The organism is Bifidobacterium sp. CP2 (assembly GCF_018555635.1).
Lineage (GTDB): Bacteria > Actinomycetota > Actinomycetes > Actinomycetales > Bifidobacteriaceae > Bifidobacterium > Bifidobacterium saguinibicoloris.
Window position 1 is genome coordinate 159,503 of sequence record NZ_JAFEJX010000002.1, and the last position, 26,181, is coordinate 185,683.

General features: G+C 66.6%; 19 protein-coding genes and 2 tRNA genes. 15 read left to right on the forward strand and 6 right to left on the reverse strand.

Annotated features, from left to right (window positions below; translation table 11 throughout):
* The first annotated feature begins 2 nt into the window (after positions 1-2).
* The 4 genes from JS531_RS02120 (at position 3) to JS531_RS02135 (ending at position 7,756) form a co-directional block, all read left to right on the forward strand.
* Positions 3-1,949, forward strand: coding sequence for an acetolactate synthase large subunit (locus tag JS531_RS02120; protein ID WP_214311963.1), 1,947 nt, complete (start codon positions 3-5; stop codon positions 1,947-1,949).
* Position 1,950: 1 nt separating this feature from the next.
* Positions 1,951-2,508: an acetolactate synthase small subunit gene (ilvN, locus tag JS531_RS02125; protein WP_214311965.1), complete on the forward strand. Its 558-nt coding sequence runs from the start codon at positions 1,951-1,953 to the stop codon at positions 2,506-2,508.
* A gap of 260 nt (positions 2,509-2,768) precedes the next feature.
* Positions 2,769-5,423 (forward strand): YhgE/Pip domain-containing protein, encoded by a 2,655-nt coding sequence (locus JS531_RS02130; protein ID WP_214311967.1) that lies wholly within the window; start codon positions 2,769-2,771, stop codon positions 5,421-5,423.
* Positions 5,420-7,756: a YhgE/Pip domain-containing protein gene (locus JS531_RS02135; protein WP_214311969.1), complete on the forward strand. Its 2,337-nt coding sequence runs from the start codon at positions 5,420-5,422 to the stop codon at positions 7,754-7,756. The genes JS531_RS02130 and JS531_RS02135 overlap by 4 nt, the downstream gene beginning before the upstream one ends.
* A 131-nt stretch (positions 7,757-7,887) precedes the next feature.
* On the opposite strand, the gene JS531_RS02140 is transcribed toward JS531_RS02135, so the two are convergent.
* Complete coding sequence (locus JS531_RS02140) at positions 7,888-9,207, reverse strand: nicotinate phosphoribosyltransferase (RefSeq protein ID WP_214311972.1); 1,320 nt, start codon at positions 9,205-9,207, stop codon at positions 7,888-7,890.
* Positions 9,208-9,433: 226 nt separating this feature from the next.
* Here JS531_RS02140 and JS531_RS02145 point away from each other — a divergent pair, with 226 nt between their 5' ends.
* From JS531_RS02145 to JS531_RS02155, 3 genes are read left to right on the forward strand one after another with little or no spacing between them, the layout of a single operon-like run.
* A complete protein-coding gene (locus JS531_RS02145; RefSeq protein ID WP_214311974.1) occupies positions 9,434-10,060 on the forward strand; it encodes a Pr6Pr family membrane protein in 627 nt (208 codons plus the stop codon).
* A gap of 55 nt (positions 10,061-10,115) precedes the next feature.
* Positions 10,116-10,880: a ribonuclease PH gene (gene rph / locus JS531_RS02150; RefSeq protein WP_214311976.1), complete on the forward strand. Its 765-nt coding sequence runs from the start codon at positions 10,116-10,118 to the stop codon at positions 10,878-10,880.
* Positions 10,881-10,924: 44 nt separating this feature from the next.
* The gene (locus JS531_RS02155) at positions 10,925-11,647 is read left to right on the forward strand and encodes a non-canonical purine NTP pyrophosphatase (protein WP_214311984.1); all 723 of its coding nucleotides are present in this window, start codon (positions 10,925-10,927) and stop codon (positions 11,645-11,647) included.
* Positions 11,648-11,689: 42 nt separating this feature from the next.
* Here the strand turns inward: JS531_RS02155 and JS531_RS02160 are convergent, their stop codons facing one another.
* The 3 genes from JS531_RS02160 to JS531_RS02170 form a co-directional block, all read right to left on the reverse strand.
* Positions 11,690-12,691, reverse strand: a complete 1,002-nt coding sequence (locus tag JS531_RS02160; protein WP_214311986.1) for an AEC family transporter — start codon at positions 12,689-12,691, stop codon at positions 11,690-11,692.
* A gap of 155 nt (positions 12,692-12,846) precedes the next feature.
* Positions 12,847-12,927, reverse strand: a tRNA-Leu gene (locus JS531_RS02165).
* An 86-nt stretch (positions 12,928-13,013) separates the two neighbouring features.
* Positions 13,014-13,089 (reverse strand) — tRNA-Thr (locus tag JS531_RS02170).
* 393 nt (positions 13,090-13,482) lie between these two features.
* Here JS531_RS02170 and pgi point away from each other — a divergent pair.
* Complete coding sequence (gene pgi / locus JS531_RS02175; protein ID WP_214311988.1) at positions 13,483-15,183, forward strand: glucose-6-phosphate isomerase; 1,701 nt, start codon at positions 13,483-13,485, stop codon at positions 15,181-15,183.
* Positions 15,184-15,611: 428 nt separating this feature from the next.
* On the opposite strand, the gene JS531_RS02180 is transcribed toward pgi, so the two are convergent.
* Both JS531_RS02180 and JS531_RS02185 read right to left on the reverse strand, forming a co-directional pair.
* The gene (locus JS531_RS02180) at positions 15,612-16,661 is read right to left on the reverse strand and encodes a LacI family DNA-binding transcriptional regulator (protein WP_214311990.1); all 1,050 of its coding nucleotides are present in this window, start codon (positions 16,659-16,661) and stop codon (positions 15,612-15,614) included.
* Positions 16,662-16,717: 56 nt separating this feature from the next.
* The gene (locus JS531_RS02185; RefSeq protein ID WP_214311992.1) at positions 16,718-19,423 is read right to left on the reverse strand and encodes an alpha-L-arabinofuranosidase C-terminal domain-containing protein; all 2,706 of its coding nucleotides are present in this window, start codon (positions 19,421-19,423) and stop codon (positions 16,718-16,720) included.
* 677 nt (positions 19,424-20,100) lie between these two features.
* On the opposite strand from JS531_RS02185, the gene JS531_RS02190 reads away from it, so the two are divergent.
* The 7 genes from JS531_RS02190 (at position 20,101) to JS531_RS02220 (ending at position 26,101) form a co-directional block, all read left to right on the forward strand.
* Positions 20,101-21,030 carry a DUF362 domain-containing protein gene (locus JS531_RS02190; RefSeq protein WP_214311993.1) on the forward strand — a complete coding sequence of 310 codons (930 nt, stop codon included), beginning with the start codon at positions 20,101-20,103 and terminating at the stop codon, positions 21,028-21,030.
* Between the two features lie 31 nt (positions 21,031-21,061).
* A complete protein-coding gene (locus JS531_RS02195) occupies positions 21,062-21,649 on the forward strand; it encodes an ECF transporter S component (protein WP_214311994.1) in 588 nt (195 codons plus the stop codon).
* Positions 21,642-22,148, forward strand: a complete 507-nt coding sequence (locus tag JS531_RS02200) for a DUF1893 domain-containing protein (protein ID WP_214311996.1) — start codon at positions 21,642-21,644, stop codon at positions 22,146-22,148. Before JS531_RS02195 ends, JS531_RS02200 begins: the two co-directional genes overlap by 8 nt.
* Before the next feature lie 497 nt (positions 22,149-22,645).
* The gene (locus JS531_RS02205) at positions 22,646-23,476 is read left to right on the forward strand and encodes a hypothetical protein (protein ID WP_214311998.1); all 831 of its coding nucleotides are present in this window, start codon (positions 22,646-22,648) and stop codon (positions 23,474-23,476) included.
* A gap of 300 nt (positions 23,477-23,776) precedes the next feature.
* A complete protein-coding gene (gene rplS, locus JS531_RS02210) occupies positions 23,777-24,151 on the forward strand; it encodes a 50S ribosomal protein L19 (protein WP_214312000.1) in 375 nt (124 codons plus the stop codon).
* A gap of 228 nt (positions 24,152-24,379) precedes the next feature.
* Positions 24,380-25,258 carry a signal peptidase I gene (lepB, locus tag JS531_RS02215; protein ID WP_240541985.1) on the forward strand — a complete coding sequence of 293 codons (879 nt, stop codon included), beginning with the start codon at positions 24,380-24,382 and terminating at the stop codon, positions 25,256-25,258.
* A gap of 87 nt (positions 25,259-25,345) precedes the next feature.
* Positions 25,346-26,101, forward strand: coding sequence for a ribonuclease HII (locus tag JS531_RS02220; protein WP_214312002.1), 756 nt, complete (start codon positions 25,346-25,348; stop codon positions 26,099-26,101).
* Positions 26,102-26,181 lie beyond the last annotated feature (80 nt).

A 26,181-nucleotide genomic window follows, 5' to 3' on the forward strand; every position in this document is an offset into this window, starting at 1 on the left:
ATATGGCTTTACCCACGCCCTTGCAGGCTTTCAGCGGTGTGCCCAAGGCACCCGTGAACGACAAGCAGACCATCGTCGACGGCGAGAAGATGACCGGCGCGCAGGCGCTGGTCCGTTCCCTGGAGGACTTGGGCGTCACCGACGTCTTCGGCATCCCCGGCGGCGCCATCCTGCCCGTCTATCACCAGATCACCGATGATCTGAAGTTCCGGTTCGTGCTCATGCGTCACGAGCAGGCCGCCGGCCACGCGGCCGAAGGCTACGCCATCGCCACCGGCAAGGTGGGCGTGTGCATCGTGACGTCCGGACCGGGCGCCACCAACGTCGTCACCGCCATCGCGGACGCCAACATGGATTCCGTGCCGATGGTCGTCATCACCGGACAGGTCGGCGTCAACGCCATCGGCACCGACGCCTTCCAGGAGGCGGACATCGTGGGCATCACCTACCCGGTGTCCAAGCACTCCTACCTCGTCACCCGCGCGCAGGACATCCCGCGCGTGCTCGCCGAGGCGTTCCACGTGGCCGCCACCGGCCGCCCCGGCCCCGTGGTGGTGGACCTCACCAAGACCGCCCAGACCGGCACCATGTACTACTCGTGGCCGCAGCGCATGATCCTGCCCGGCTACAACCCCACCACGAAGGCCCACGGACGCGTGCTGTCCGACGCGGCGAAGCTGTTCAACCAGTCGTACCGCCCCGTGCTGTACGTGGGCGGCGGCGCCATGCGCTCCAACGCCGGCGAGCAGGTCAAGCGACTGGCCGAACTCACCGACGCGCCCGTCGTCACCACGCTGCCCGCGCGCGGCATCGTGCCCGACTCCGACCCGCACAACCTCGGCATGCTCGGCATGCACGGTACGGTGGCCGCCACCGGCGCCGTGCAGCGCTGCGACCTGCTCGTCGCCATCGGCGCCCGCTTCGACGACCGTGTCACCGGCAAACTCGACGCGTTCGCCCCCGGCGCGCGCGTCATCCACATCGACATCGACCCGGCCGAGATCGGCAAGAACCGTACGCCGGACGTCCCGATTGTGGGCGACGTGGCCACCGTGCTCGACGACCTCATCCCCGAGATCGAGCGCACGCAGGCCATCACCCCCAGGCCGAACCGCAAGCCGTGGTGGGACCGCCTCAACTACTGGCGCCGCCAGTACCCGATGACCTGGGACGAGCCGACCGACGGCTCCCTCGCCCCGCAGTGGGTGATCCGCCAGCTTTCCGAACACGCCGATCCCTCCACGATCTGGGTGACCGGCGTGGGCCAGCACCAGATGTGGGCCAGCCAGTTCATCGACTTCGAACGTCCGAAGTCCTGGATCTCCTCCGGCGGCCTCGGCACCATGGGCTACGGCCTGCCGGCCGCCATCGGCGCGTCCGTGGGCTCCGCCCGCGAATTCGACGGGAAGAAGCCCGTGTGGCTCATCGACGGCGACGGTTCGTTCCAGATGACCAGCGAAGAGCTGGCCGCCGCGTTCTTCGCGCACACGCCCGTCAAGATCGCGCTGCTCAACAACTCCGTGTACGGCATGGTCCGCCAGTGGCAGACCCTGTTCTACGACCACCACTATTCGCAGACCAACCTGCTCGACGGCGAGGCGCACGGCGCCGAGGGCGACGCGCAGGCCGCGGCCGGCGAACTGCCGCTCGAGGTGCCCGACTTCGTCAAGCTCGCCGAAGCCTACGGTTGCGTGGCGTTGCGTGCGTTCACCGAGGAGGAGGCCATCGAGGCCATCAAGCAGGCCAACGCCATCGACGACCGTCCGGTGCTCATCGACTTCCGCGTCTGGAAGGACGCCATGGTGTGGCCGATGGTCGCCGCCGGCGCCTCCAACGACGAGGTGACCTACAAGCCCGGCGTGAAGCCCTTGTTGGACGACACCGAAGGCGACGCGGCGGTGAACGCCGCGGCCGCCGCGGACGCCGCCACGGACGGGAAGGAGAACTGACATGCCCGCGAACTACCCCGCATCCAAGCCCGGCTCCGAACGCCACACGCTGTCCGTGCTGGTCGAGAACCGTCCGGGCGTGCTGGCCCGCATCGCCGGCCTGTTCGCCCGTCGCGCGTTCAACATCAACTCGCTGAGCGTCTCGCCCACCGAACGTCCGGACATCTCCCGCGTGACGGTCACCGCCGACGTGGAGGCCGTGCCGCTCGAGCAGATCATCAAGCAGCTCAACAAGCTGCTGCACGTGCTCAAGATCGTCGAACTCGACCCGAACACCACCGTGGAGCGCGAGCTCGTGCTCATCAAGGTGGCCGCCGACCAGTCCACCCGCTCCGACGTGCTCGAGATCGTGCGCCTGTTCCGCGTGCGCGTCGTCGACGTGAACCCGGAGTCGCTCACCATCGAGGCCACCGGCGCCGAAGGCAAGATCGACGCGCTGCTGGGGCTCCTCGAGCACTACGGCGTCATCGAGCTCGTGCGCTCCGGCTCCGTGGCCGTCACCCGCGGGCCGAAGGCGCTGAGCGAGAAGGTGCTCGGCTCCGAGATCACCGGACGCTGAGCCCCGCCGGTCCGGCCTTCCGCGCACGCTGAGGGCCGGACCGCGCCGCCGCAGGGCACGGCCACAGACCGACAAGACCAACACAACACCACACAGACCGCACCACGACCTTCACCCGGACGATTTCGGGCCGAAGGACGGAGGTGCGGTTTTTCAAGCCCCCAACCCGCGCGCATGGGGACGCGCACGTGGATCGGGGCCACGGACGCGCCGCACCGTCGGACCGCACGCCCGCGCAACCGATGGGAGGAAACAGGGCGATGCGAACGATATGGCGGGTGTTCACCCGCGACCTGACACGCATCCTGCGCAATCCGGTCGCCGTCGTCGTCACGCTCGGCGTGGCGATCATCCCGTCCCTGTACGCGTGGTTCAACATCCTCGCGAACTGGGACCCGTATTCGGCCACCGGCAACATCCAGGTGGCCGTCGTGAACAACGACCGCGGCACCAGCTCGCCGCTCGTCGGCAGGCTGAACGCCGGCCGGCAGGTCGTCGCGCAGCTCAGGCGCAACCACCAGCTCGGCTGGCGGTTCATGGACGAGACGTCCGCGCTCAACGCCATGCAGTCCGGGGACTGCTACGCGGCCATCGTCCTGCCGAAGGACTTCAGCGCGAGCCTCGTGGACGCGGTCACCAACCCCAAACGTCGTCCGAAGATCACGTACTACGTCAACGAGAAGAAGAACGCCATCGCCCCGAAGATCACCGACACGGGCGCGACCACCATCGACCAGCAGATCAACCAGACGTTCGTCACCACCGTGGGCGACACCGTCGCGAAGGCCGTGTCCAAGGCGGGAAAGGACCTGAGCGACGCGACGGACACGACGCAGCGCGACGTCGTCGACGACCTCGACACCGTCATCGGCGACATCCGCGACGTGGACGCGGCGCTCGGCGACATGCAGGACACGCTCGACGGCTCCGACGGCACGATCGCGGACGCGCGGAAGACGCTCGCCGCGCTCCGGAAGACGATCGCCGCCGCGCAACGCACCTCGAAACGCTCCGGCACGCTGCTCTCGCAGGCGCAGACCTCCTCGCAGCAGCTGTCCACGACGATGGTCGGCGCCCTCGACCAAGGCTCGGCGGGACTCTCCGGCATCGGCGTGAAGGTGAACGCGGCGGCCGGCACCCTGACCGGCACACTCAACAACGCCCAGGACGCTGCCGACCGCGTCCACACCGCGATCTCCACGCCGCTCGGACAGACCGCCGCAGCCGTCGACGACCTCAAGACCGCATTGAACCGCGCCGGCATCGGCGAGGACACGACCGACCCGGCGGGCCAACGCATCTGGAAGCAGGTGAACGCCCTGTCCGACGCCGTCGCGAAGCAGCAGCGGCAGGTCGACGACTTCCACAAGAACACGACCACGTTCATCGGCGCCGGCAAGGATGCGGCCACGAACCTGTCCGACGCCACCGGCACGGCCGTCGACGGCGGCATCAGCGGGCTCAACGTGGCGCGCGGCACGCTCACCGGCACCGTCATGCCGAACCTCACCGCCTCGCTCGACTCGTTCGGCGCGTTGAACGGCACGATGTCCGGCACGCTCACCACCCTCGCCGACACCGTCAGCCAGACCGACGGACTGCTCGGACAGCTGTCCGACACGATCGGACAGACCAAACGCACCGTGAAGGACACGCGGGACGAGCTCGACCGGCTCATCGACGACGTGACCGGCGTGCGCACCGACGTGGCCGCGCTCGACAGCTCCGCCACCTACCGCGACATCCGCGACCGGCTCCACCTGGACGACAAGGAGTTCGGCAGGTTCATGGGCTCGCCCGTCACACTGGACACGCGCGCCGTCTACCCGACCGACAACTACGGCTCCGCGGTCACGCCGTTCTACACGAACCTCGCCCTATGGGTAGGCGGCTTCGTGCTCATCGCCATCTACAAGCTCGAAGTGGACCGTGAGAAGCGCGGCGAGCTGCGCCATCTGACCGCCACGCAGGCGTATCTGGGACGGTGGGCGCTGCTCGTCACCATCGGCCTGCTGCAGGCGGTCATCGCCTGCGTGGGCGACCTCGTGCTCGGCATCCAACGCGAGCATCCGCTGCTGTTCCTGCTCGCCGGCATCATCTGCTCGTTCGTCTACGTGAACATCATCTACGCGCTGGCCGTCGCGTTCCGGCACATCGGCAAGGCTGTGGCCGTGATCCTCGTCATCGTGCAGATTCCGGGCGCGTCCGGCCTGTACCCGATCGAGCTCATGCCGGACTTCTTCCGCGCGCTGCACCCATGGCTGCCGTTCACCTACGGCATCAACGCGATGCGCGGACCCATCGCCGGCACGTACGCGAACCACTACTGGCTGGACCTGGGCCACCTGCTCTGCTACCTGCCGGTCGCGCTGTTCGTCGGACTCGTGGTGCGCCGCTACGCGATGAACCTCAACGCGCTGTTCGACCGCCGCCTCGGCGACACCGACCTGATGATCACCGAACACGACACGATGATCAACGAGCGGGTGCGGCTCACCTCCACGTTCCGCGTCGCCGCGAACTCCGCCGAACTGCGCGAGTTCGTCAAACGCCGTGCCCACCGGTTCTTCGACCGCTACCCGAAGATGATCGTCTCCGGCCTGGTGCTGCTCACCGTGCTGCCGTTCCTGTTCCTCACGCTCCTGTTCTTCACGAAGGCCAAGATCATGATGCTGTCCGCGTGGATCGCGTCGATCATCATCATCGACGCGTTCCTCATCATCGTCGAATACACGCGCGAGAACTATGCGCGCGAACTGGGCGTGAGCGCGCTGAACGCCGACCAGTTCCGCGACGTGATGCTCAACGGCTACATCTGGCGGCGCCGGCATGCGGCCGCGCACGCGGCCGGCGGGCATGCCGCGGCCCACGCGACGGACATGACGACGGACATGACGGAAGGAGACGCGCGATGAGGAACATCTGGCGAATCTTCGCGCGCGACGTGCAGCAGTCCACGCGCAACGTGATCGCGATCATCGTGGCGATGGGACTCGTCATCGTGCCCGCGCTGTACGCGTGGTACAACATCGCCGCCAGCTGGGATCCGTACGGCAACACGAAATCGCTCAAGGTCGCCGTCGCGAACACGGACAAAGGGTACAAGTCGGACCTCATGCCGGTACGCATCAACGTGGGCGAGACGGTGACGAGCGCCCTCAGGGCCAACCACCAGCTCGACTGGCAGTTCGTCGACAAGGACAAGGCCATCGACGGCGTGCACTCCGGCACGTACTACGCGGCGCTCGTCATCCCCTCCACGTTCAGCGCCGACATGATGACCCTGTTCTCGCCGAAGATCCGCCACGCGAAACTCGACTACTACCTCAACGAGAAAATCAACCCGATCGCGCCGCACATCACCGACCAAGGCGCGAGCACGGTCGCCACGACCATCGACCAGACGTTCGTCAAGACGCTCGGACAGGTGGCGCTGGGACTCGCCTCGAACATCGCCGATTACGCGGACAGCCCCCAGATGCAGCAATACGTGACGAACGCCACGCAGCACATTTCGACCCTGTCCACGCGTCTCAAAGGCGCCGGCGCGCAGGCAACCTCCTACGCGGCGCTGCTCGGCGCGGCCGACGGCATCATCGACTCCACCGACCAGCTGCTCGGATCCGCCGGATCGGGCGCCACCAGCGCGAAGAAGGCCCTCAAGCAGGGTTCGAAAGGCGTGAAAAGCCTCGACGCGGCGCTGTCCGGCGCGACCGGAGGCGTCGGCGACGCGCTCAGGAAGGCGGGCGACGCCTACGACGGCATCGACAAGCAGATCGACCAGGCGTTCGGCGACGTGGGCACGCAATCCGGGCAGGTGGCCGGCGCGCTCACCACGCTGCAGTCGAACGTCGACAAGCAGGCCGGCGCGTACGGCGACTACGCCAAGGCGCTGCGCTCGCTGGCCGACGCGGCCACCCTCCCCGCGGTGAAGGACGCGCTGAACGCGGCCGCCGACCAGGCGCAGGACACGCAGCGCAAACTGTCCGACGCGGCCTCCACGCTCGGCGACGCCGCCAAGCAGGTGACCGACGGCACCGCCGACATGGACAAGACGCGGCGCGACCTCGAATCGCAGATCGCCGACGCCCGCAAGGCCGTCACCCAAGCCGCCGACACCTACCGGTCCACGCTGAAACCGCAGATCGACACACTCACCGCCTCGATGGAGGACATGGTCGCCCAGGCGGGCGGCGTGGTCGACGGCCTCACCTCCACGACGGCGAGTGTACGCGGCCTGTCCGGCGGCATCTCATCCGGGCTGTCGGACGTGCGCGACGCGTTGGACAAGGCCGCCGGGACGCTCGACAAGTCGGCGGTGAAACTCGACGACCTCAACGTGACGTTCGCGGGCGCGTTGAGCGGCGTCGGATCCGGCGGCGGCGTGGACCTGTCCGCGATCGCGTCCGCCGATCCGGATGCGATCGCGGCCGTCCTCTCCGTCCCCGTGACCGTGGACCGTGAAGCCATCTACCCGATCGCGAACTACGGCTCCGCGATGGCGCCGTTCTACACGATCCTCGCGATCTGGGTGGGCGCCATCATCCTCGTCGCGATGCTCAAGGTCACGATCTCCGACCATGAGAAGGCGAAGATTCTGGGACTCGGCAACGAGCTGCCGCTCGGCGAGGACGTGGACCTGCACGACGCGGTGGTCATCGGACGGGCCGCGGGGCCGGGCGCGATGCTCGACGTGCTGCGCAAACCGCATTCCGAATCACCCGGCAACGCGAGACGGTTCGGCCTGCACCTGCACCAGGAGTATTTCGGACGCTACCTGCTGTTCGGCGTGCTCGCCCTCATGCAGGGCACGCTCGTCTGCCTCGGCGACCTGCTGTATCTCGGCGTGCAGTGCGAGCATCCGGTGCAGTTCCTCATGGTCGGATGGCTGGCGGCGATCGTGTTCTCGAACATCGTGTACACGCTCACCGTCTCGTTCGGCGACATCGGCAAGGCGATCGCCGTGGTGCTGCTCGTCATGCAGGTGGCCGGCTCCGGCGGCACGTTCCCCGTGGAGACGCTGCCGCCCTTCTTCCAGGCGGTCTCGCACTGGCTGCTGTTCCCGTACGCGGTGGACGCCATGCATTCCGCCATGGCCGGCGCCTACGGCATGGAGTATTGGGTGGCGATGGGCAAGCTCGCGCTGTTCCTCATCCCCTCGCTGGTGCTCGGACTGGTGCTGCGGCGGCCGGTGATCCGCCTCAACGACTGGATCATCCGCAACCTCGAAAGCACCAAGGTGATGTAGCGCAGAAGGTCTGTCGTAGCGCGAAGGCCCGTCCGCATGAGCATGCGGACGGGCCTTCGATCGTCGTGAGGCCGGCTGCAGCGGGGCTACAGCGGGCCTACAGCGGGGCTGCGGCGAGGCTGCAGCGAGGACTACAGGACGGTGACCTCGGTCGGAATCACAGGGTCGCCGCGCATGAGGCTCTGCGCGGCGATGGGCAGCTCGGCGAGCGCCTTCGCACGGTAGTCGTGGGCGCGCTGGATGGCCTCGTGACCCTGCCATTGGGCATCGATGTCGCCGTGGTCCACGTACGTGACCATGAGGTCCTTCCATCCCTCCTCGGGCTGGAAGGCGGCCAGCTTGTCCTCCGAACCGGAGATGACGTGCTCCACGTCGGCCAGGTTGTACTCGTACGAGCGGTAGGCGACCTTGCGGCCCGGCACGGTGGCCTTGTCCTTCGACTTCTTCATGACCGGCGTCATCACGCCGTCCGCGCCCTCGCGCTCGGTGAGCTTGTACACCATCGCGCAGGTGGGGGCGCCGGAACCGGTGACGAGCATCGTGCCCACGCCGTACGAATCGACCGGCGCGGTCTGCAGCGCGGCCAGCGCGTACTCGTCGAGGTCGTTCGTCACGGTGATGCGTGTGTTCGTGGCGCCCAGCGCGTCGAGCTGGTTGCGCACACGCTGCGCCATGAGCGCAAGGTCGCCCGAGTCGATGCGCACGCCGCCGAGATCCGGTCCGGCCACCTCGACCGCGGTCTTCACGGCCTCCTCGATGTTGTACGTGTCCACCAGCAGCGTGGTGTTCCTCCCCAGCGCGGCGATCTGCGATTCGAACGCCTGACGCTCGCTGTCATGCACGAGCGTGAAGCAGTGCGCGGCCGTGCCGATGGCCTTGAGCCCGTACATCTGCGCGGCGAGCAGGTTCGCGGTGCCCTGGAAGCCGCCCACCACGGCGGCGCGCGCGGCGGCCACCGCGGCCCATTCGTTCGTGCGGCGTCCGCCCATGTCCATGCACGGGCGGTCCTTTGCGGCGGAGACCATGCGGGAGGCGGCGGAGGCGACGGCGGAATCATAGTTGAGCACGGACAGCACGAGCGTCTCGAGCAGCGTGCACTCGCCGAACGTGCCTTCGATTTCGAGGATGGGGGAGTTCGGGAAGAACATCTCGCCCTCGCGGTAGCCCTTGACGGTGCCGGAGAAGTGGAAGTTCTCCAGCCACTTGATGGTCTCCGGGCTCACCACGTGCCGGTCCGCGAGGAACCTCAGGTCCTCGTCGTCGAGGTGGAAGCGCTCGAGCGCGTCGAGGATGCGGCCGGTGCCGGCCACCACGCCGTAGCGGCGTCCCAGCGGCAGATGCCGGGTGAACACCTCGAAGACGCACTTGCGGTCCGCGGTACCGTCCTTGAGGCACGCGTCGAGCATCGTGTATTCGTACATGTCGGTCATCAATGCCGGTGAATAGTCCATGTTCGCTCCTTAGCAGGGTTTGCCGCCCGTGATTTTCGCTGGGTACCAGCCTACTCCGGTTCACGATTTCCGGGATGCGAAAACCGGGAACCGGAAGCCCGTGCATATGAACAACGCGAAGCCCGGAACGACGCCGATTCCGATTGACGCGGATGTGTGGTTCCGTGCGGTTCCGGTTCCCGATATTCCGGGCGCGGAAACCGGGAACTGCGTACACTGGGGAGCCATGAGATTCATCGTGGGATTGTTCCGGCTTGTCATCGCCGCCATGTGCTTCATGGGCACGTACGAGGCGTGGTCCAAGCCCGAATACTGGACCTACTTCACGTTCCAGGCGGGGTTCGCGCTCGGCTTCGTCATGCTGTGGTCCGGCGCGGCCACCATCCTCAAGGGCATCCAGCCGCCGGCCTGGCTCAAAGGATGCGTGACGGTGTACGCCGTCATCACCGCCGCCGTGGCGTTCGTCATGATGCCGCCCGACGATCCCGCCTACGTGCCCGCCGTGCTGGGCCTCATGACGAACACGTGGCTGCACCGGGTGGCGCCGATCCTCGCCGTCGCCGACTTCCTCCTGTTCGATCCGCACCGCCGGTTCCCCTGGCACTACATGTTCTCGTGGCTCGCGTACTTCCCGGTCTACCTGGCGTTCGTGGTCATCCGCGCGGCCCTGTGGCCCACGGCGGGGCCGGCGGCCGGCGGCAACCCGTACCCGTACGCGTTCATCGACCTCAAGGCGCTCGGCCTGATCCAGTTCGGCATCAACTGCTTCCAGCTGGCGCTCGCGTTCCTCGGCATCGGGCTCGTGACGTTCCTCATCGACAGAATCCTGCCGGCCAAACCGCTCGTCGGCTGAGGGCCGGAGAGGTGTGAGCGGGGCAAGAGCTGTGGAAGGGCGTAAGCTGGGCCGTATGGTTGAAATCACAGATATGCTCGGCGATCGTTCCATCACGCGTCAGGACGGACGCAAGGTGGACGAGCTGCGCCCGGTCCGCATCACCCGTCACTTCACGGACGCCCCGGAAGGTTCCGTGCTCATCGAATGCGGCAACACGCGCGTGATGTGCACCGCCACGTTCACGCCCACCGTGCCCCGCTGGCGCAAGGACTCCGGACTGGGTTGGGTCACCGCCGAATACGCGATGCTGCCGCGCGCCACCAAGGAGCGCACCGACCGCGAATCCGTCAAGGGCAAGATCGGCGGCCGCACGCACGAGATCAGCCGACTCATCGGACGGTGCCTCAGGGGCGTCATCGACATGAAGGCCCTCGGCGAGAACCAGATCCAGCTCGACTGCGACGTGCTCCAGGCCGACGGCGGCACGCGCACCGCGTCCGTGACCGGCGCGTTCGTCGCGCTCGTCGACGCGGTCCGCTGGGCTGAACGCAACCACCACATCAAGTCCGCCGACAAGGTCATCAAGGACTACGTGTCCGCCGTGTCCGTCGGCGTCATCAGCGGCACGCCGATGCTCGACCTGCCGTACGTGGAGGACAGCCAGGCCATGACCGACATGAACGTCGCGATGACCGGCTCCGGCACGTTCATCGAGATCCAGGGCACCGCCGAACACCGTCCGTTCAACCGTGCCGAACTGGGCACGCTGCTCGACCTCGCCGAAAAGGGCAACAAGGAGCTGCAGGCCGCCCAGCGCGCCGCGCTCGCCCTCGACTGAGACAGTTTCCGTCATTCCGTAGGCGCCTGATGAAAGGAACACCTATGAAACTCGTGGTCGCCACGCATAACGAAGGCAAGCTCGTCGAGATCCGCCGCATCCTCGAACAGGACCTCGGCGCCGACGCCGCGCGGGTGGAGCTCGTCTCCGCCGGCTCGCTGCACCTGCCCGACCCGGTCGAGACCGGCGTCACCTTCCAGGAGAACGCGCTCCTGAAGGCGCGCGATGTGGCCCGGCGCACCGGGCTGCCGGCCATCGCCGACGACTCCGGCCTCATCGTGGACGTGATGGGCGCCGCCCCGGGCATCCTATCCGCCCGCTGGGCCGGCGCGCACGGACATGACAAAGCCAACAACGCGCTGCTGCTCGCCCAGATCGAGGACATCCCGGACGACAAGCGCACCGCGCGCTTCCGCTGCGCCGCCGCGCTCGTCGTGCCCGGCGACGACGTGGACGCCACCACGGGCACGGCGCTGGCCGCGGGCGAAGGTTCGGCGGTCGCCGCGCACCACGTCATCGTCTCCGAAACGGTCGAGGTGGGGGAGATGCCCGGCCGCATCATCCGGAAGGAACGCGGTGAACACGGCTTCGGCTACGATCCGATCTTCGTACCGGACGACCAGCCCGGCCGCACCAGCGACGACCCGGACCATGAGGGCGAGCCGCTGACGAGCGCCGAAATGACCCCTGCGGAGAAGAACGCGATCTCCCATCGCGGCAAGGCGCTGAAGGCGCTGGTGCCGGCCATCGAGGCGCTGCTGCACTGAGCCGGCCGGCACCGCCCTGGCCTACGAGGCCCTACGCCGGAATCACGCCGGAATCAGCATGTTGACGGCGGTCATCAGCGCAATCGCGATGATCGCCGTCACCGACAGCGTGAACCCGGCGAGCTTCGCGTTGCCGAGCACGCGGTCGGTGAACAGCGTGGAGAACACGGCGGACGGCGCGAGCGACAGCATGACCGCCGCCTTCCTGACGCCCGCGTCGAACGGCAGCACGAACCAGCAGAACGCCGCGAACAGGAAGCCGAGCGGCAGCCTCCAACCAAGCACCTCAAGCACGTCCGTAACATCTTTGCGGGTCTTCGGCAGGTCCATGAGCATGCCCACCATGAACACCGAGCAGAACGAGTTCGCGTCGGCCAGCGGCTGCAGCAGCGTGGGGATGAACGAGGGAATTCGGATGGAGAACACCATCACGACGATCATCAGCAGGTAGATGTCGAACGGGACGGACGTGAGGAAGCCCTTGAGCACCTGCCTGACCTTCGCGCGGCGGGCGAGCCGGCGGGCGTCCCGGTCGGTCGGCCTCGTGTACGGCATCGTCGGCGCGGAGCCGGCGTGCTGTTCGGCGAGCGTCCTGTTCATGTCGATGTGCAGCAGCGACGTGGTCATCACGTTCGACCCGGCCGTGACGACCACCGAATTGCCGATGTCGAACATCGCGGCGGTGACGAGCGCGGAGGGGCCCATGAACGCCTGGATCACCGGGAAGCAGAAGTTGCCGATGTTGAACCCGGAGCAGTTGAGCATGAGGAACGCGCGGTCCGCCACGGGCCTGTGGCGCGTGGCCGCGTAGACGAGCAACAGCGGCAGCAGGCCGAACACGATCGCGACCAGCGAGATGAGCAGCATGCTCAGGTGATGCGGGTTCGTGGCGAACGAGACGATGATCGAGGCCGGCAGCGTGAAGTCGAAGACGACGACCTGCATGACGCGATAGTCGCGCGGGCGGAACAGTCCGGCGCGTTTGACCAGGTATGCGGCGGCGATGATGAGCAGGAACGCGATCGGTTTGAGCAGCGCGGTCATGGAATCCCTCTTCCGCTTGTGGGCTCTTCTTCTCTTCTTTGGTGTCTCTGATGCCGTGGGGTTTCCGCGGGGCCTCACCGCCCTGCCCGTCCCGTCCGGTGCGGATCCGGATGGGACGGAGGGTGTTCCCCGGAGCTGCCGTTCCGGAGCGGAAGTGCGCGAGATGGGACTCGAACCCACACGTCCGAAGACACAGGAACCTAAATCCTGCGCGGCTACCATTACGCCACTCGCGCGAACAGGGGACAATCTACCAGCCGGCTGCGAGAACCGGCCGCATCGTCCCGGAAAACAAAACCCCGGACGTTGCCGTCCGGGGTGGTGGAGCCACTTGTCAGAATCGAACTGACGACCTGCTCATTACGAGTGAGCCGCTCTACCGACTGAGCTAAAGTGGCTTTGCGCTTGGGAAGCATACGCTACCCATGCACAAGAGAAAGAGTATAGGGGCAGGTGTCGTCAAACGCAACCCGTGGTGTCGTCGCCGTGTCGCGCGTGCGATGTGCGGTGTGTGTCGCATGCGATGTGTGGCGTGCGGCATGCGTGTCGCGTGTGCGGATGCGGTGCGTGTCGCATGCGCCACGCCCGTGTCTTCCGATGCCCGATGGCCGTGTTCACCGTGCCGTCGCCGGCGCGACGCCGTTACGTTGCCGTCCCGTAGCCGCGTGTTCTTTTTGTTTTGTTGTGTCCCCTTTTGTGAGTATCTTGTTGGGTGATACGGAGTGGCGCACGCGACGGGCCCCGGCCGGGAACATGCGCCGTTTCCATCGATGATGAAAGGAATGGAATCCATGGCCATCAATCCTCCCATTGACGCCACCAAGACCCCCGCGTGGGTCGCGCTGCAGAAGCACTACGACGAGCTGCAGTCCGAGGGCATCAGCCTCAAGCAGTGGTTCGCCGAGGACAGCGACCGTGTCAAGGAGCTGAGCTTCGACGCCGGCGACCTGCACTTCGACCTGTCCAAGAACCTCATCAAGCCGGAGACCCTCCAGCTGTTCGTGCACCTCGCCAAGGAAGTCAAGCTCGACGAGCGCATCAAGGCCATGTACCACGGCGTGCACATCAACAACACCGAGGACCGCGCCGTGCTGCACACCGCGCTGCGCCGCCCGGTGGAGGACGAGGGCAAGTACATCGTCGACGGCCAGGACACCGTCAAGGACGTGCGTGAGGTCCTCGACCGCATCTACAAGTTCGCCGACGAGGTCCGCTCCGGCAAGTGGACCGGCATCACCGGCCGCAAGATCGAGACCGTCGTCAACATCGGCATCGGCGGCTCCGACCTGGGTCCCGTCATGGCGTACGAGGCGCTCAAGCCGTACGCCGACGCCGGCATCTCCGCCCGCTACATCTCCAACATCGACCCGAACGACCTGGCCGAGAAGACCAAGGGCCTCGATCCGGAGACCACCCTGTTCATCATCGTCTCCAAGACCTTCACCACCCTGGAGACCCTGACCAACGCCCGCGAGGCCCGCACCTGGCTGCTCGAGGAGCTCGAGGCCAACGGCGCCATCACCTCCGGCGACGAGGAGCAGAAGGCCGAGGCCATCAAGAAGCACTTCGTGGCCGTCTCCACCAACCTGGAGAAGGTCGCCGAGTTCGGCATCGACCCGGCCAACGCGTTCGGCTTCTGGAACTGGGTCGGCGGCCGTTACTCCGTCGACTCCGCCGTCGGCACCTCCCTGGCCGTCGTCTTCGGCCCGGCCCGCTTCGAGGAGTTCCTGCACGGCTTCCACGAGATCGACGAGTACTTCGCCAACACCCCGTTCGAGAAGAACGTCGTGGTGCTGCTCGGCATGCTGAACGTCTGGTACCGCAACTTCTTCAAGGCCGCCTCCCACGCCGTGCTGCCGTACGACCAGTACCTGCACCGTTTCCCGGCCTACCTGCAGCAGCTGACCATGGAGTCCAACGGCAAGTCCGTGCGTTGGGACGGCACCCCGGTCACCACCGAGACCGGCGAGATCTTCTGGGGCGAGCCGGGCACCAACGGCCAGCACGCCTTCTACCAGCTGATCCACCAGGGCACCCAGCTCATCCCGGCCGACTTCATCGCGTTCGTGAACACCCCGAACCCGACCAAGGATGGCGACCAGGACGTGCACGAGCTGTTCCTCGGCAACTACTTCGCACAGACCAAGGCGCTCGCGTTCGGCAAGACCGCCGACGAGGTCCGCGCCGAGGGCACCCCGGAGGAGATCGTCCCGGCCCGCGTGTTCACCGGCAACCGCCCGACCACCTCCATCTTCGGCGTCGCGCTGACCCCGTTCGCGCTCGGCGAGCTCATCGCCCTGTACGAGCACATCACCTTCGTCGAGGGCACCGTGTGGGGCCTCGACTCCTACGATCAGTGGGGCGTCGAGCTCGGTAAGCAGCTGGCGAAGCAGATCACCCCGGCCATCTCCCAGGATGACGAGGCGCTCGCCAAGCAGGACGCCTCCACTCAGAGCCTCATCGAGTTCTACCGCAAGAACCGCGAGTTCTGACCTCCGCAGGCTGCGGTCCGAACTCACGGTTCTTGCGACCGCAGCTGTGTTGTCTGGTGAATGGTCTGGCGACCATTCACGTCGCGAGTTCTGACCTCCGCAGGCTGCGGTCCGAACTCACGGTTCTTGCGACCGCAGCTGTGTTGTCTGGTGAATGGTCTGGCGACCATTCACGTCGCGAGTTCTGAGAGACCATCATGGTTCCTGCGGCCGTCCGGCCGTAGGGCCGTGAGCCTCGGGTAGGCAAGGAGCCCGGCACCGTTCATGGTGCCGGGCTCCTGTCGTTTCCGGGTGGGTCGCGCCGCGATCGGGCAGGTCACGTCGCGATCGGACGTGTCGCGATCGGACAACCGGCGGACGATCGCGTGCGGTCGGCGCGTCCGTCCGTTTCAGGTCGTTCCTGTCCGTTTCACGCCGTCCCGTCCGATTCACGCCGATTCGCGCCGTTCGATGCGATGCCCCACGATCACGCGTTGGCGTGCCAGCCCGGGCTCGCTGACGATGCGCCGGATGAGCAGGTCTATGGCCCGCCGCGCCACCTCGCCGATGTCCACCGCTACGGTGGTGAGCGAGGGCACGGTGATCTCGCCCATCGCGATGCCGTCGAAGCCCATCACCGCCACATCCTCGGGCACGCCGATCCCCAGGTCCTTCAGGCCCCTGATGGTGCCGAACGCGATGGTGTCCGTCATACAGAACAGAGCGTCGCATTCGCGCACGGCCGTCTCGTTGCGGTGCATGGCCTCGCGCGCGGCGGTCTCGTTCCATTCGCAGTCGACGAGCCGGACAGTCTCGCGCGGTACGCCCAGCTCGTCGAACGCGCGCCGGCATCCGAGCAGACGGCGGTGGCGCACGTCGTGGTTGGCGAGCAGGGCCGTTTCGGACTCCCATTCGGCGCTGTCGCCGCCGATGATGCCGATGCGCCGGTACCCCCTGCCGTACAGGTATCGGATGGCGTCGTACGCGCCGACCTTGCAGGGGGTGAGGATGGTGTCGATGTCCTGCTGCGGGCGGTCGTCGTCGAGCAGCACGGTGGGCCGGTGGTTGGAGAGCTGTTCGATCTCTTGGACGGTCAGCCGGCTGGAGCTGAAGATGAGTCCGTCGCAGAACTGGTTGGACATGCGTTGGATGATGGAACGCTCGTTGCGTTCGTTGATGCGCGTCTCCTGCACGACGGTCTGGTAGCCGCGCGCCTCCGCCGCCTGCGAGATGAGCGAGGCGAGCTGCGAGGGGTAGGGGCGGTCGAGCTCGTAGATCGCGAGGCCGATGGTGCCGTACCGGTCCGCCTTGCGGCTCGTGTTCACGCGCAGGCTGCGCGCGGACAGGCTCGTGGTGTTGAGCCTGTAGTGGAGCTTGTCCGCGGCCTCGCGCACGCGTTGCGCGGTGGCGGGGGAGACGTTGTCGTTGCCCCGCAGCACGTTGGACACGGTCATGGCCGACACTCCGGCCTCGCGTCCCACATCCTTCATGGTGACCATTGGGTGTTCTCGCTTTCGACTGGTTCCAGCATATGGAGACGATACGGGGACGGCGGTCAGGCGCGCCGCGCCGTCGTCGCGTCCGGCACGGCGATGACGGTCAGGGAGAACGGCGGCACCGTGGTCCTTCCCAGCGTCGCCGCGTCGACGTGTCGCGTCGTCGGCTGCGCGGGCGACTCCTCGAACGGGCGTCCCGCGTCCCACGGCGCGGCGAGCGTCGTGACCGTGGCCGTCGCCTTCCCGTCGAGGGGCGCGTCGAACGCCAACGCGACGTCGTGCGCGTCCGGCGTGGCGTTGACGAGACGCACGACGGTCTCGCCGTGCGTCTCATCGCGTCCGGCGGCCGCCACGAACCGCGTCTCCTCGCTGGAATCGCGGTACTCGTGGACGAGACGGCCGTTCACGCGCACGGTGACGTGCGCGCCCTGCCGTTCCACCGCGAACTCCACGCGGTAGGTCTCGCCCGCCTGGACGCCGCCCTCCACGGCGGGGACGGCCTCGTCGGCGATGCCGTCGCCCACGCGTTTGAGGATCATGTACTTGTTGCCCCAGTCGCCGAACGCCCACCGGAAGTGGTCGCGGCCGTCCAACGCGCCGAAGTCGACGGTCATGCCGTCCTGTCCGGTGAGACGGCGCACGGTGAACGCGATGCGGTAGTCGTCCGCCGTGACGTCGAGTCCGGTGTCGACCGTCGGCGTGCCTTCGCCGACGACGACGTCCGGTGCGGCGACGTTGCGCCCGCGGCCGTCCGGTCCGACCGCGGCGATGCGGATGTCGCCGACGGACACGGCGTCGGAGCCGGTGACGGCGAACCGCAGGCCGGTGCGGTCGCGTGGCGCCGGGGTGAGGCGCGGCGCGTCGGCGAGCGCGACGTCGAGCGTGCGCGTGCAGGCGGTGCGGGCGAACATGCGCTGCACCCAATAGCTGGCGGTGCGCATGACGCGCCCGCCGTCGAAGTAGATGAGGTCCGGATGCCATTGCGTGTGCCCGACGCGGCCGAACAGCGGCGCGTAGGAGGCCATGCGCACCACGTCGCCGTTGCGTTCGAGGGAGGTCATGACGGCCGCCTCGGACAGGGCGCTCAACTGCATGTTCGACCACGACCCGTATTCGCCCAGGTAGATGCGCGGCGTGGTGGAGCCGTCGGCGTCCGCGCCGTCGCGCCCGTCGTAGTGGTCGAGGTGGGAGAACCACCATTGCGGCGACTTGTAGGCGTGCTCGTCCACCATGTCCACGTGGCGCTCGCGGGCGAACGCCCAGCCGGCGTCGTAGTCGGGGCCGGCGGGCACGGGGCCCACGGTGCCGATGACGGTGACGTCCGGATACCGGCGTTTCACCGCGTCGGCGACGAGCGCGAACCGTTCCTTGAACGCCGCGGTGATGGAGTCCTCGTTGCCGAGGCCCAGATGGGTGAGTCCGAACGGCTCCGGGTGTCCGGCCGCGGCGCGGCGGGCGCCCCAGGGGCTGTCCGCGGGGCCGTTCGCGTATTCGATGAGGTCGAGCGCGTCGTCCACGATGTCCTGCATCTCCTCCATCGGCACGGTGGTGACGCCGCCGGGCGTGTTCTGGCAGGACACGCCGACGGGCAGGATCGGCACGGGTTCGGCGCCGATGGCCTCGCACAGGAGGAAGTATTCGTGGAATCCGATGGTGAACGACTGGTGGTAGCCCCACAGGTTGAACTGGTGCGGACGATGCTCCACCTGCCCGATGGTGCGCTTCCACCGGTACATGTTGCCGGTGCCGAGCCCGTGGGTGATGCAGCCGCCGGGGAAGCGCATGAAGCGCGGGGAAAGGTCCTTGAGCGCTTCGAGGAGGTCAGGGCGGAAGAGGAGCGGTTCGCCGTCCTCGCCGCACGGTCTCAGCGACACCCAGTCGAGACGCAGCGTGGCGGGTGCGGTGGGCGCGTTGGTCGTGGCGCGATCGGCGGGTTCCGTGGGCGCGGGGACGATCGGCACGGTGTCCGCCGACGGCCGTTCCGCGCCGCCTGCGTCCTGCGTGGTTGCGGCGTTGCGGACCGTCAGGCGCAGCGCGCCGTTCGTGACGTCCCTCGCGGCGACGAGGTCCAGTTCGACGCGCGTCCACGCGCCGTGTGCGGCGCGTGCGCCGTCCGCGTCACCCGTCGCGGTCCCGTCGGTCGCGGCCGTGCGGCCGTCACGGTCTCCGACGACGGTGGCGGCGTGGGCGACGACGTCGGTCGTGGCGTCGTGTCCGTCGTGTTCGTCGGCGTTCGTGTCGTGCGCGTCGGCGTCCCGCGCGTCCTGACGGACCGTCGGCACGTCGCAGTCGACGAGATCCGCCTCGAGCGTGGCGGCGCATCCGTCCGCGCGCGCCCAGAGGGAGAGGCGGTAGCGCCGCCCGGCGTGGAGGACCATGCCGTCGAAGCCGCGGTTGGCGAGCGTGGTGACGCCGGATTCCAGACGCACGGCGAGATGGTGGGGGTTCTCCTCGGCCACCGGCGTGTCGGTGCGGATGGAGACGTCGCGGCTTCCCGGTCCCTCGTGTCCGATGGTCCAGCAGCTCAGGGACGACCAGTGCGGGTCGTCGGCCCGGTCGTACTCGAAGGCGCCGTTCTGGACGAGTTCGGCGTTGAGGCCGCCGTCCACCGCGTAGTTGATGTCCTCGAGGAAGATGCCCCACAGGTTGCGGCTGATGGCCTTGCCCTGCTCCCCGTTGCGCACGCGCACGGAGACGGGGCGCATGTGGGTCTTGCCTTCGCCGGTGAAGGCGCCTTGCGTCGTGGTGTCCGTCGGATCCGTCATGGTTCCGTCCTTTCCTTGGGTGTCGTCCTTGCCTCGTTCCGCGTGGCCGTCCATATTCCGCATGCGATGCGTATGCGGTCCGTGTGTCGTCCATGACGCGGGCCGCCATGGCGTGCGTGGCGCCATCGTGGCGCCCCGCATGTGCGATACGGCGTGTCGCGTTGTCCTGCAACGGTTTTCATGGTGTTCGGCGGCGTGTTTTGGCAAGCTGCTTTATCGATAATATCATGCGTGTATCGATAAATTTATCGATAAAACCATAGAGGAAACGCAAAGAACGGGTCGCCCGGCTCCGCTGCCCATCGGCCGGCCCCGTCGTAGCGGCCGATAGTCGCGATAGGGCGTCAGTTCCCGCGGCAATCGGCCTCTTGCCCGTGGTCAGCGGCCGATAGTCGCATTGGCGGGGCTGCTTCCGCGATTATCGGCCTCTGGCTGGCTCTCGGCGGCCGATATTCGCGGTGGATTCCATTGTCAGCGGTAATCGGCCTCTTGCCCGTGGTCAGCGGCCGATAGTCGCGGTGCGGTGCCTATCGCCGCGGCAATCGGTCTCTGACTCACTCTCAGCGGCCTACTCATACGGGGGCTGATGCATATGGGGGCCGTCGGGGAGCCGTGAACCGGACTATCCTAGAAGGCGGGAAGTCAACATGAATCGCATCACAGGCAAGGAGGCAACGATGACGGAGACGACCCCACAGGCGCGCACCCCGGGCGCCCACGAAACCGACTATCCGATGGCGGCCAAGGTCTACTTCACACGCGACATCAGCCCGGCCGGGCTCATGCGCGTCTACGAGGCGCTCGGCGCGCATCCGCAAGGCAAGGTCGCGGTCAAGCTGAGCTCCGGCGAAGGCGGCAACACGCACTACCTGCAGCCGGCGCTCATCAAGGACCTCGTGCAGCATCTGAACGGCACCATCGTCGAATGCAACACGGCGTACGCCGGCACGCGCGACACGTCCGAACACCACTGGAAGACCATCCGGGAGCACGGCTTCACGGACATCGCCCCCTGCGACATCCAGGACGAGGAGGGCGAGATCGAGATCCCGGTGGAAGGCGGCAAACGCATCACCGGCGACATCGTCGGCTCGCACTTCCCGAACTACGACTACTACGCCGTGCTCTCCCACTTCAAAGGCCACATGATGGGCGGCTTCGGCGGCGCGCTGAAGAACATCTCCATCGGCATGGCCTCCTCGAACGGCAAGAAGCGCCTGCACTCCGGCCAGGACGAGATTCTGCCGAACCCGTTCAGCGGCGACCAGGACGCGTTCCTCGAGGCCATGGCCGAGGCCGCCACCGCCGTGTTCAACACGCTCAAGGGCAACATGCTCTTCATCAACGTGATGAACAACCTGTCCGTCGACTGCGACTGCGACGGGCACCCGCATGCGCCCGTCATGGACGATATCGGCATCTGCGCCTCGCTTGACCCGGTGGCCGTGGACCAGGCGTGCGTCGACATGGTGTACGTCTCGAAGGACAACAAGGAGCCGCTCATCGAACGCATCGAGTCCCGTCACGGCATCCACACTATCGAACATGCCGTCGAGATGGGCCTCGGCAGCCGCGAATACCAGCTCGTCGACCTCGACAAGCGCTGAACGCTGAAGCAGCTGAAGAAAGGGAGTATCCATGCAATCGCAATCCACATCCACCGCGCGCGCCTACGCGCTGCCGTCCGTGAAGTTCCAGACCGCCGCGGCGCTGCTCGCCGTGGTCGCCGCCGTGGCCCTGCCGCAGGTGTTCCATGTGGCCGGCGCGGCGATGGGCCTCGGCACGATAATCGGCCAGACCCTGCTGCCCATGCACCTGCCCGTCCTGTTGGTGGGCCTGCTTGCCGGCCCGTACGCGGGCCTCGCCACCGGCGCGCTCGCGCCCATCGCGAGCTTCGCGCTCACCGGCATGCCGATGGCGCCGATGGTCCCGTTCATGGTCATCGAACTCGCCTCCTACGGTCTGTTCGCCGGGCTGCTGCGTGGGGTCCGCGTGCCCGACGCCGTGCCGTCGCCGCTCGGCTGGCTGGCGAAGCTCGTCGCCGCGCAGGTCGGCGGACGTCTCGTCGACGCGCTCGCCATCGCCGTGGCCGTGTACGTGCTCGGCAACGCGCAGATGTCCGTCGCGAGTGTGTGGACCGCCGTCGGCACCGGTCTGCCGGGACTCGTCCTGCAGTGGGTGCTCATTCCGGTGGTCATGTTCGCCGTGGAGCGGCATCGTGACTGATGCGACGGTTGCGGACGCGTCCGATTCGGTGAAGGCGACGGCCGCGTCCGATTCGGCACGTGCGAGGGCCGCGCTGTTGGGCGACGACGCGCTTGGCGTCGTCGCTTACCGTACGGACGGGCCTGCGTCGGACGGCCACGTCGAGACGCTGACCGGTACCGGCAGGGGAGTGCGACCGCTGCTCCAGTGGCTTGCGTCCGGCGTGCGTCTCGACGGCTTCTCCGCCGCCGACCGCGTGGTCGGCAAGGGCGCGGCCCTGCTGTACGCGAAGCTCGGCGTCCGGTCCGTCTGGGCGGCGACGATGAGCGAGGCCGGTCTCGCCGCGCTGCGCGCGCATGGCATCGACGCGTCCTACGGCACGCTCGTGCCGGTCATTCTCGACCGGGAGCGGACCGGCATGTGTCCGATCGAACGGTCGGTCGAGCGCATCGGCGTCGGCGACCTGAACGAGGCCGAGATCGCCATCCGCGCCGCCGTCGCCCGGCTCATGGGCCGGTAGGCGGTTTCCGTTTTGGGACTTGACGTCCGAGCGGGCGGTGAATCGTTTGCGTACCACGGATTCGTGGTATGCAAACTGTATGCAGGACATTCCGTGGTTGTGTACCATGCCGTCGTGGTACGCAACCGCAGAGTCCTGTCATCAGAGTTTGCGTACCAGTGTCCGGCATGGGAAAATCATTGGAATTGCAACGATATCCAAGGATGGGTAATAGGTGGAAGCCGAAAGGCTAATGGTATGAAACGTGAAGATGGCCGTTATCCGTGTTGTGTACCGCGGATTTCGGGTACACAGACAGGGTACTTGGCGTTCTGTGGTTGCATACCAAGGGCGGTACGCAAGTGCGAATCTCTGACATCAGGTCCTGCGTACCAGTTGCCGTCTCGAGTGCATGCAATTTCGCATAGCGGATTCCGCCATACTTCAGTCGTGGTGAAATGTCTAAGCGAGGTAATCTTCTGCATTGTTGTCGCATTACCGAGAGAGAAGAGAAGACGATGGTGCAACAGACAAAACGATTCGATGTGCCAAACTCGCAGCTTGTGGACATCGTCAGAGGATTCCGGATGTCATGCATGCAATTCGGATACTCTCCAATTGAGAATACCGAATTCGATATTGCTACTGCTGCTGATGGTGTCCTTCAAATTGAAGTGAAGAACAACGAGGTTTCTGTTTATGTGACGGGAGATGATGCCGAAATTATTTCCCGATATTTCGATGATTTGACCGTCTTTATGAACAATGTGGTTGATGAGGTTTCCAAAGCATCAGCGGTGCTGACGTCGCCGGAGCCTGTTGTCGCCGCAACGGTTCCGCAACATACGGCAAAGAGAGGGGCTTCGCGTTTGGAGAGCCCAGTGTCGGTTGCTGTTGATGATTTCAAGCGTCGTTTCCTTCGATTGCCTCTGTATGCGCGCGTTGTCATTGTCTTCGTATTGGTAGCGGTCGTTGGGCTTCTGTCGTGGCAGGTGGGTGCAAGGGTGTATCTCAAAGTGACCAACCCGATCAGATATATCAATGCCACTTGCTCGAAGTACTCGGAAATGATTACCGAGGGGAAAAGTTTGTCGGATGCGGATAATTTCATTGGAGAAGTAGTTGAGAATAAGACATGGAAAGCCAAGGGAGAGCTGACCATGCAAGCCGAAGTTACAAAGACCCGTCAACTATTCGATTGCGTAGCCAGGAATAGCGGCATGCCGTCCGATGTGCAATCGGAAATGCTGAAGGTCGGAAGCGATGGTGAAATCATCTGGGGGCATTACCACGCAAAGTGGTATTACATAGGTGATTTCCTTAAGATCGACCTCAATGAGGTCAAATGATGTTCGCATGCAGATGAGATGCTATTGGCGTTGTCGAACCGCCATTGGCGAGTAGAGAAGCCGTGTGTCCACAAGCGACCGTAGACTTGACGATTGCTGTGTCGAGAGACGGGCCGCCGCATAAGCCGGTCTCTCCACGGGTCCAGCCGGGCCGCCGCGAGGCGTGACTTCCGGCGGATCGGCAGGCCTCCCAAGGGCAGACCCGCGGGGGAACACATTCGATCGCGCTCCGGCAACGCAACAACACGGACGCGCGGTCCCGACCTGGGGCTGATATGCGGCAGCACTGAAGGAACAATCATGGTCAACGCCATCGAGGCTTTCGACGCCAAGCACATGAAGCCGGCCGAGGAGATCCCGGCCTTCCGTCCCGGCGACACCGTCGACGTGAACGTGAAGATCAAGGAAGGCAACAACTCCCGTATCCAGACCTTCACCGGCGTGGTGATCGCCCGTCAGGGCGCCGGTCTGCGTGAGACCTTCGTGGTCCGCAAGATCAGCTTCGGCACCGGTGTGGAGCGCCGCTTCCCGGTGCACTCCCCGTCCATCGACTCCATCAAGCTGGTCCGTCGTGGTCGTGTGCGCCGCGCCAAGCTCTACTACCTGCGCGCCCTGCGCGGCAAGGCCGCTCGCATCGTCGAGCGTCGCGACAACTCCGCCAAGAAGACCAAGTGATCATTCCGATCGCTTCGTGACGGCGGATGCGCCACAGCGCGTCAACCGATGGCCCGGAGACCTTCACGGTCTCCGGGCCATCGCCGTCTTCGGGGCGGATGCGGGACTTCCGTCCGCCGCTTCCGCCCGTCGTGTTCCGCAGGTCGCGTCCCGCTCGTCACTTTCCGCACACTCCCGCACGTTCATGCGCATGGCTACAATGGGCGGAGTTTTTCGTGAGGAGGGCCGATGGCACAGTTTGACAGCGACGAACGCGACCGACATACGCTCCGGGTGGCCGGTCATGGCATCGCCCCCGACGACATGCCGTCCGTCGCCGGCTTCGACGAGATCATCGGCGGCACGGACGCGTCCGGGGCGCCCGGTTCCGGCTCCTCCCACACGCGCGGCCGGGGCGCCCACCGTGCGCCCTCGCGCGGCGACGGCGTGGAGGCGGCGGGTGGCGCCGGCTCCGCGTCCGGCTCGGACACGGCGAACCGTGGGGGCTCCTTCTCCTGGAAGGACACGCTCATCTGGTGCGGCATCCCCATCCTCATCGTGGTGCTCATCCGCGTGTTCCTCATCGGCTTCTACGAGATTCCCACCCGGTCCATGGAAAGCACCATCGAACCCGGCGACCGCGTCGTCACGCTCAAGATCGCGCCGCGCGTGGTGGGCCTGCAGCGCGGCGACGTGGTGGTCTTCCATGATCCCGCCAACTGGCTCGCCGGCGAGCAGACCAGCAATCCGCTGGGCGGCGACTATCTCATCAAGCGCCTCATCGGTCTGCCGGGCGACGTGGTGGCGTGCAAGGGTGCGGGCCAGCCCATCACCATCAACGGCGTGGCCATCGACGAAAGCGTCTACCTCAAGGCCGGTGTGCAGCCCAGCGCCTTCCCGTTCAGCGTGACCGTCACCGAGGGACACGTGTTCGTCATGGGCGACAACCGCGGCAACTCCGCCGACTCCCGCTACCATCAGGACGACGGCGACCATGGGCTCGTGCCCGTCAGCGACGTGGTGGGCGTGGGCCTCGCCCGCTACTGGCCGTTGGACCGTCTCGGTGCGTTGGATGCGCACAACGAGGTGTTCGCCGACGTGCCCGGCGTCTCGTCCGTCACCAAGTGACGTCCCGCCGCCGTCGGGTCTGTCTCCGGCGGCGCATGTCGTCTTCGTTCACGCGCGTTCCATGCGCATTCTTGAAAGGAGCCTGCGATGATCACGCCCACGCTCGACCTGGAGCGTTCGCTCGCCCGCGAGGGGTACGACCTCGTCTGCGGGTTCGACGAGGTGGGGCGCGGCGCGCTCGCCGGCCCGGTGATGGTGGGGTGCGCCGCCGTGTGGTCGCGCGACCTGCTGGCGTCCGATGCGGATGCGTCCGATGGCGTCGTGCCGTCCGGTGCGTCCGTCCCGCTCGACGTGCCTGCCGGCGTGGCCGATTCGAAGCTCCTCACCGAGCATCGCCGTGAGGCCATCTACGACGAGCTCACCGACTGGGCGGCCGCATGGGCCGTGGGGGAGGCGAGCAACGTGGAGATCGACGAATGGGGCATCTCCTACGCGCTCGGCGTGGCGGCGCTGCGCGCGCTCGCCGAAACCGAACGCAGGCTCGGGCTGGACGGGGTGCGAGACGGCGTCGACGCAAGCGCCGTGCGCGTCGGCGCGATCCTCGACGGGCCGAACGACTACATCACCAAGGCGATGAACACGTTCGACGCGCCCGACGTACCGGTTCCGGCGCACGTGACCACCAAGGTCAAGGGCGACCGCTCCTGCGCCGCCGTGGCCACGGCGGCCGTCATCGCCAAGGTGACCCGCGACCGGCTGATGACCCGCATCGCCGCGTCCGACCCCAAGTACGCGCCGTACGAGTGGGAGCACAACAAGGGGTACGGCACCGAGGCGCACCGCGCCGCCATCGAGGAACACGGCCCGAGCGACCTGCATCGCCTCAGCTGGAAGCTCGTCTGAGGGACGTCGGACGGCGACGTCTCCACGCCGCAAACGTCATCGGAAGCGGACGCGAGACGAAAACGACACGGAATATGTGA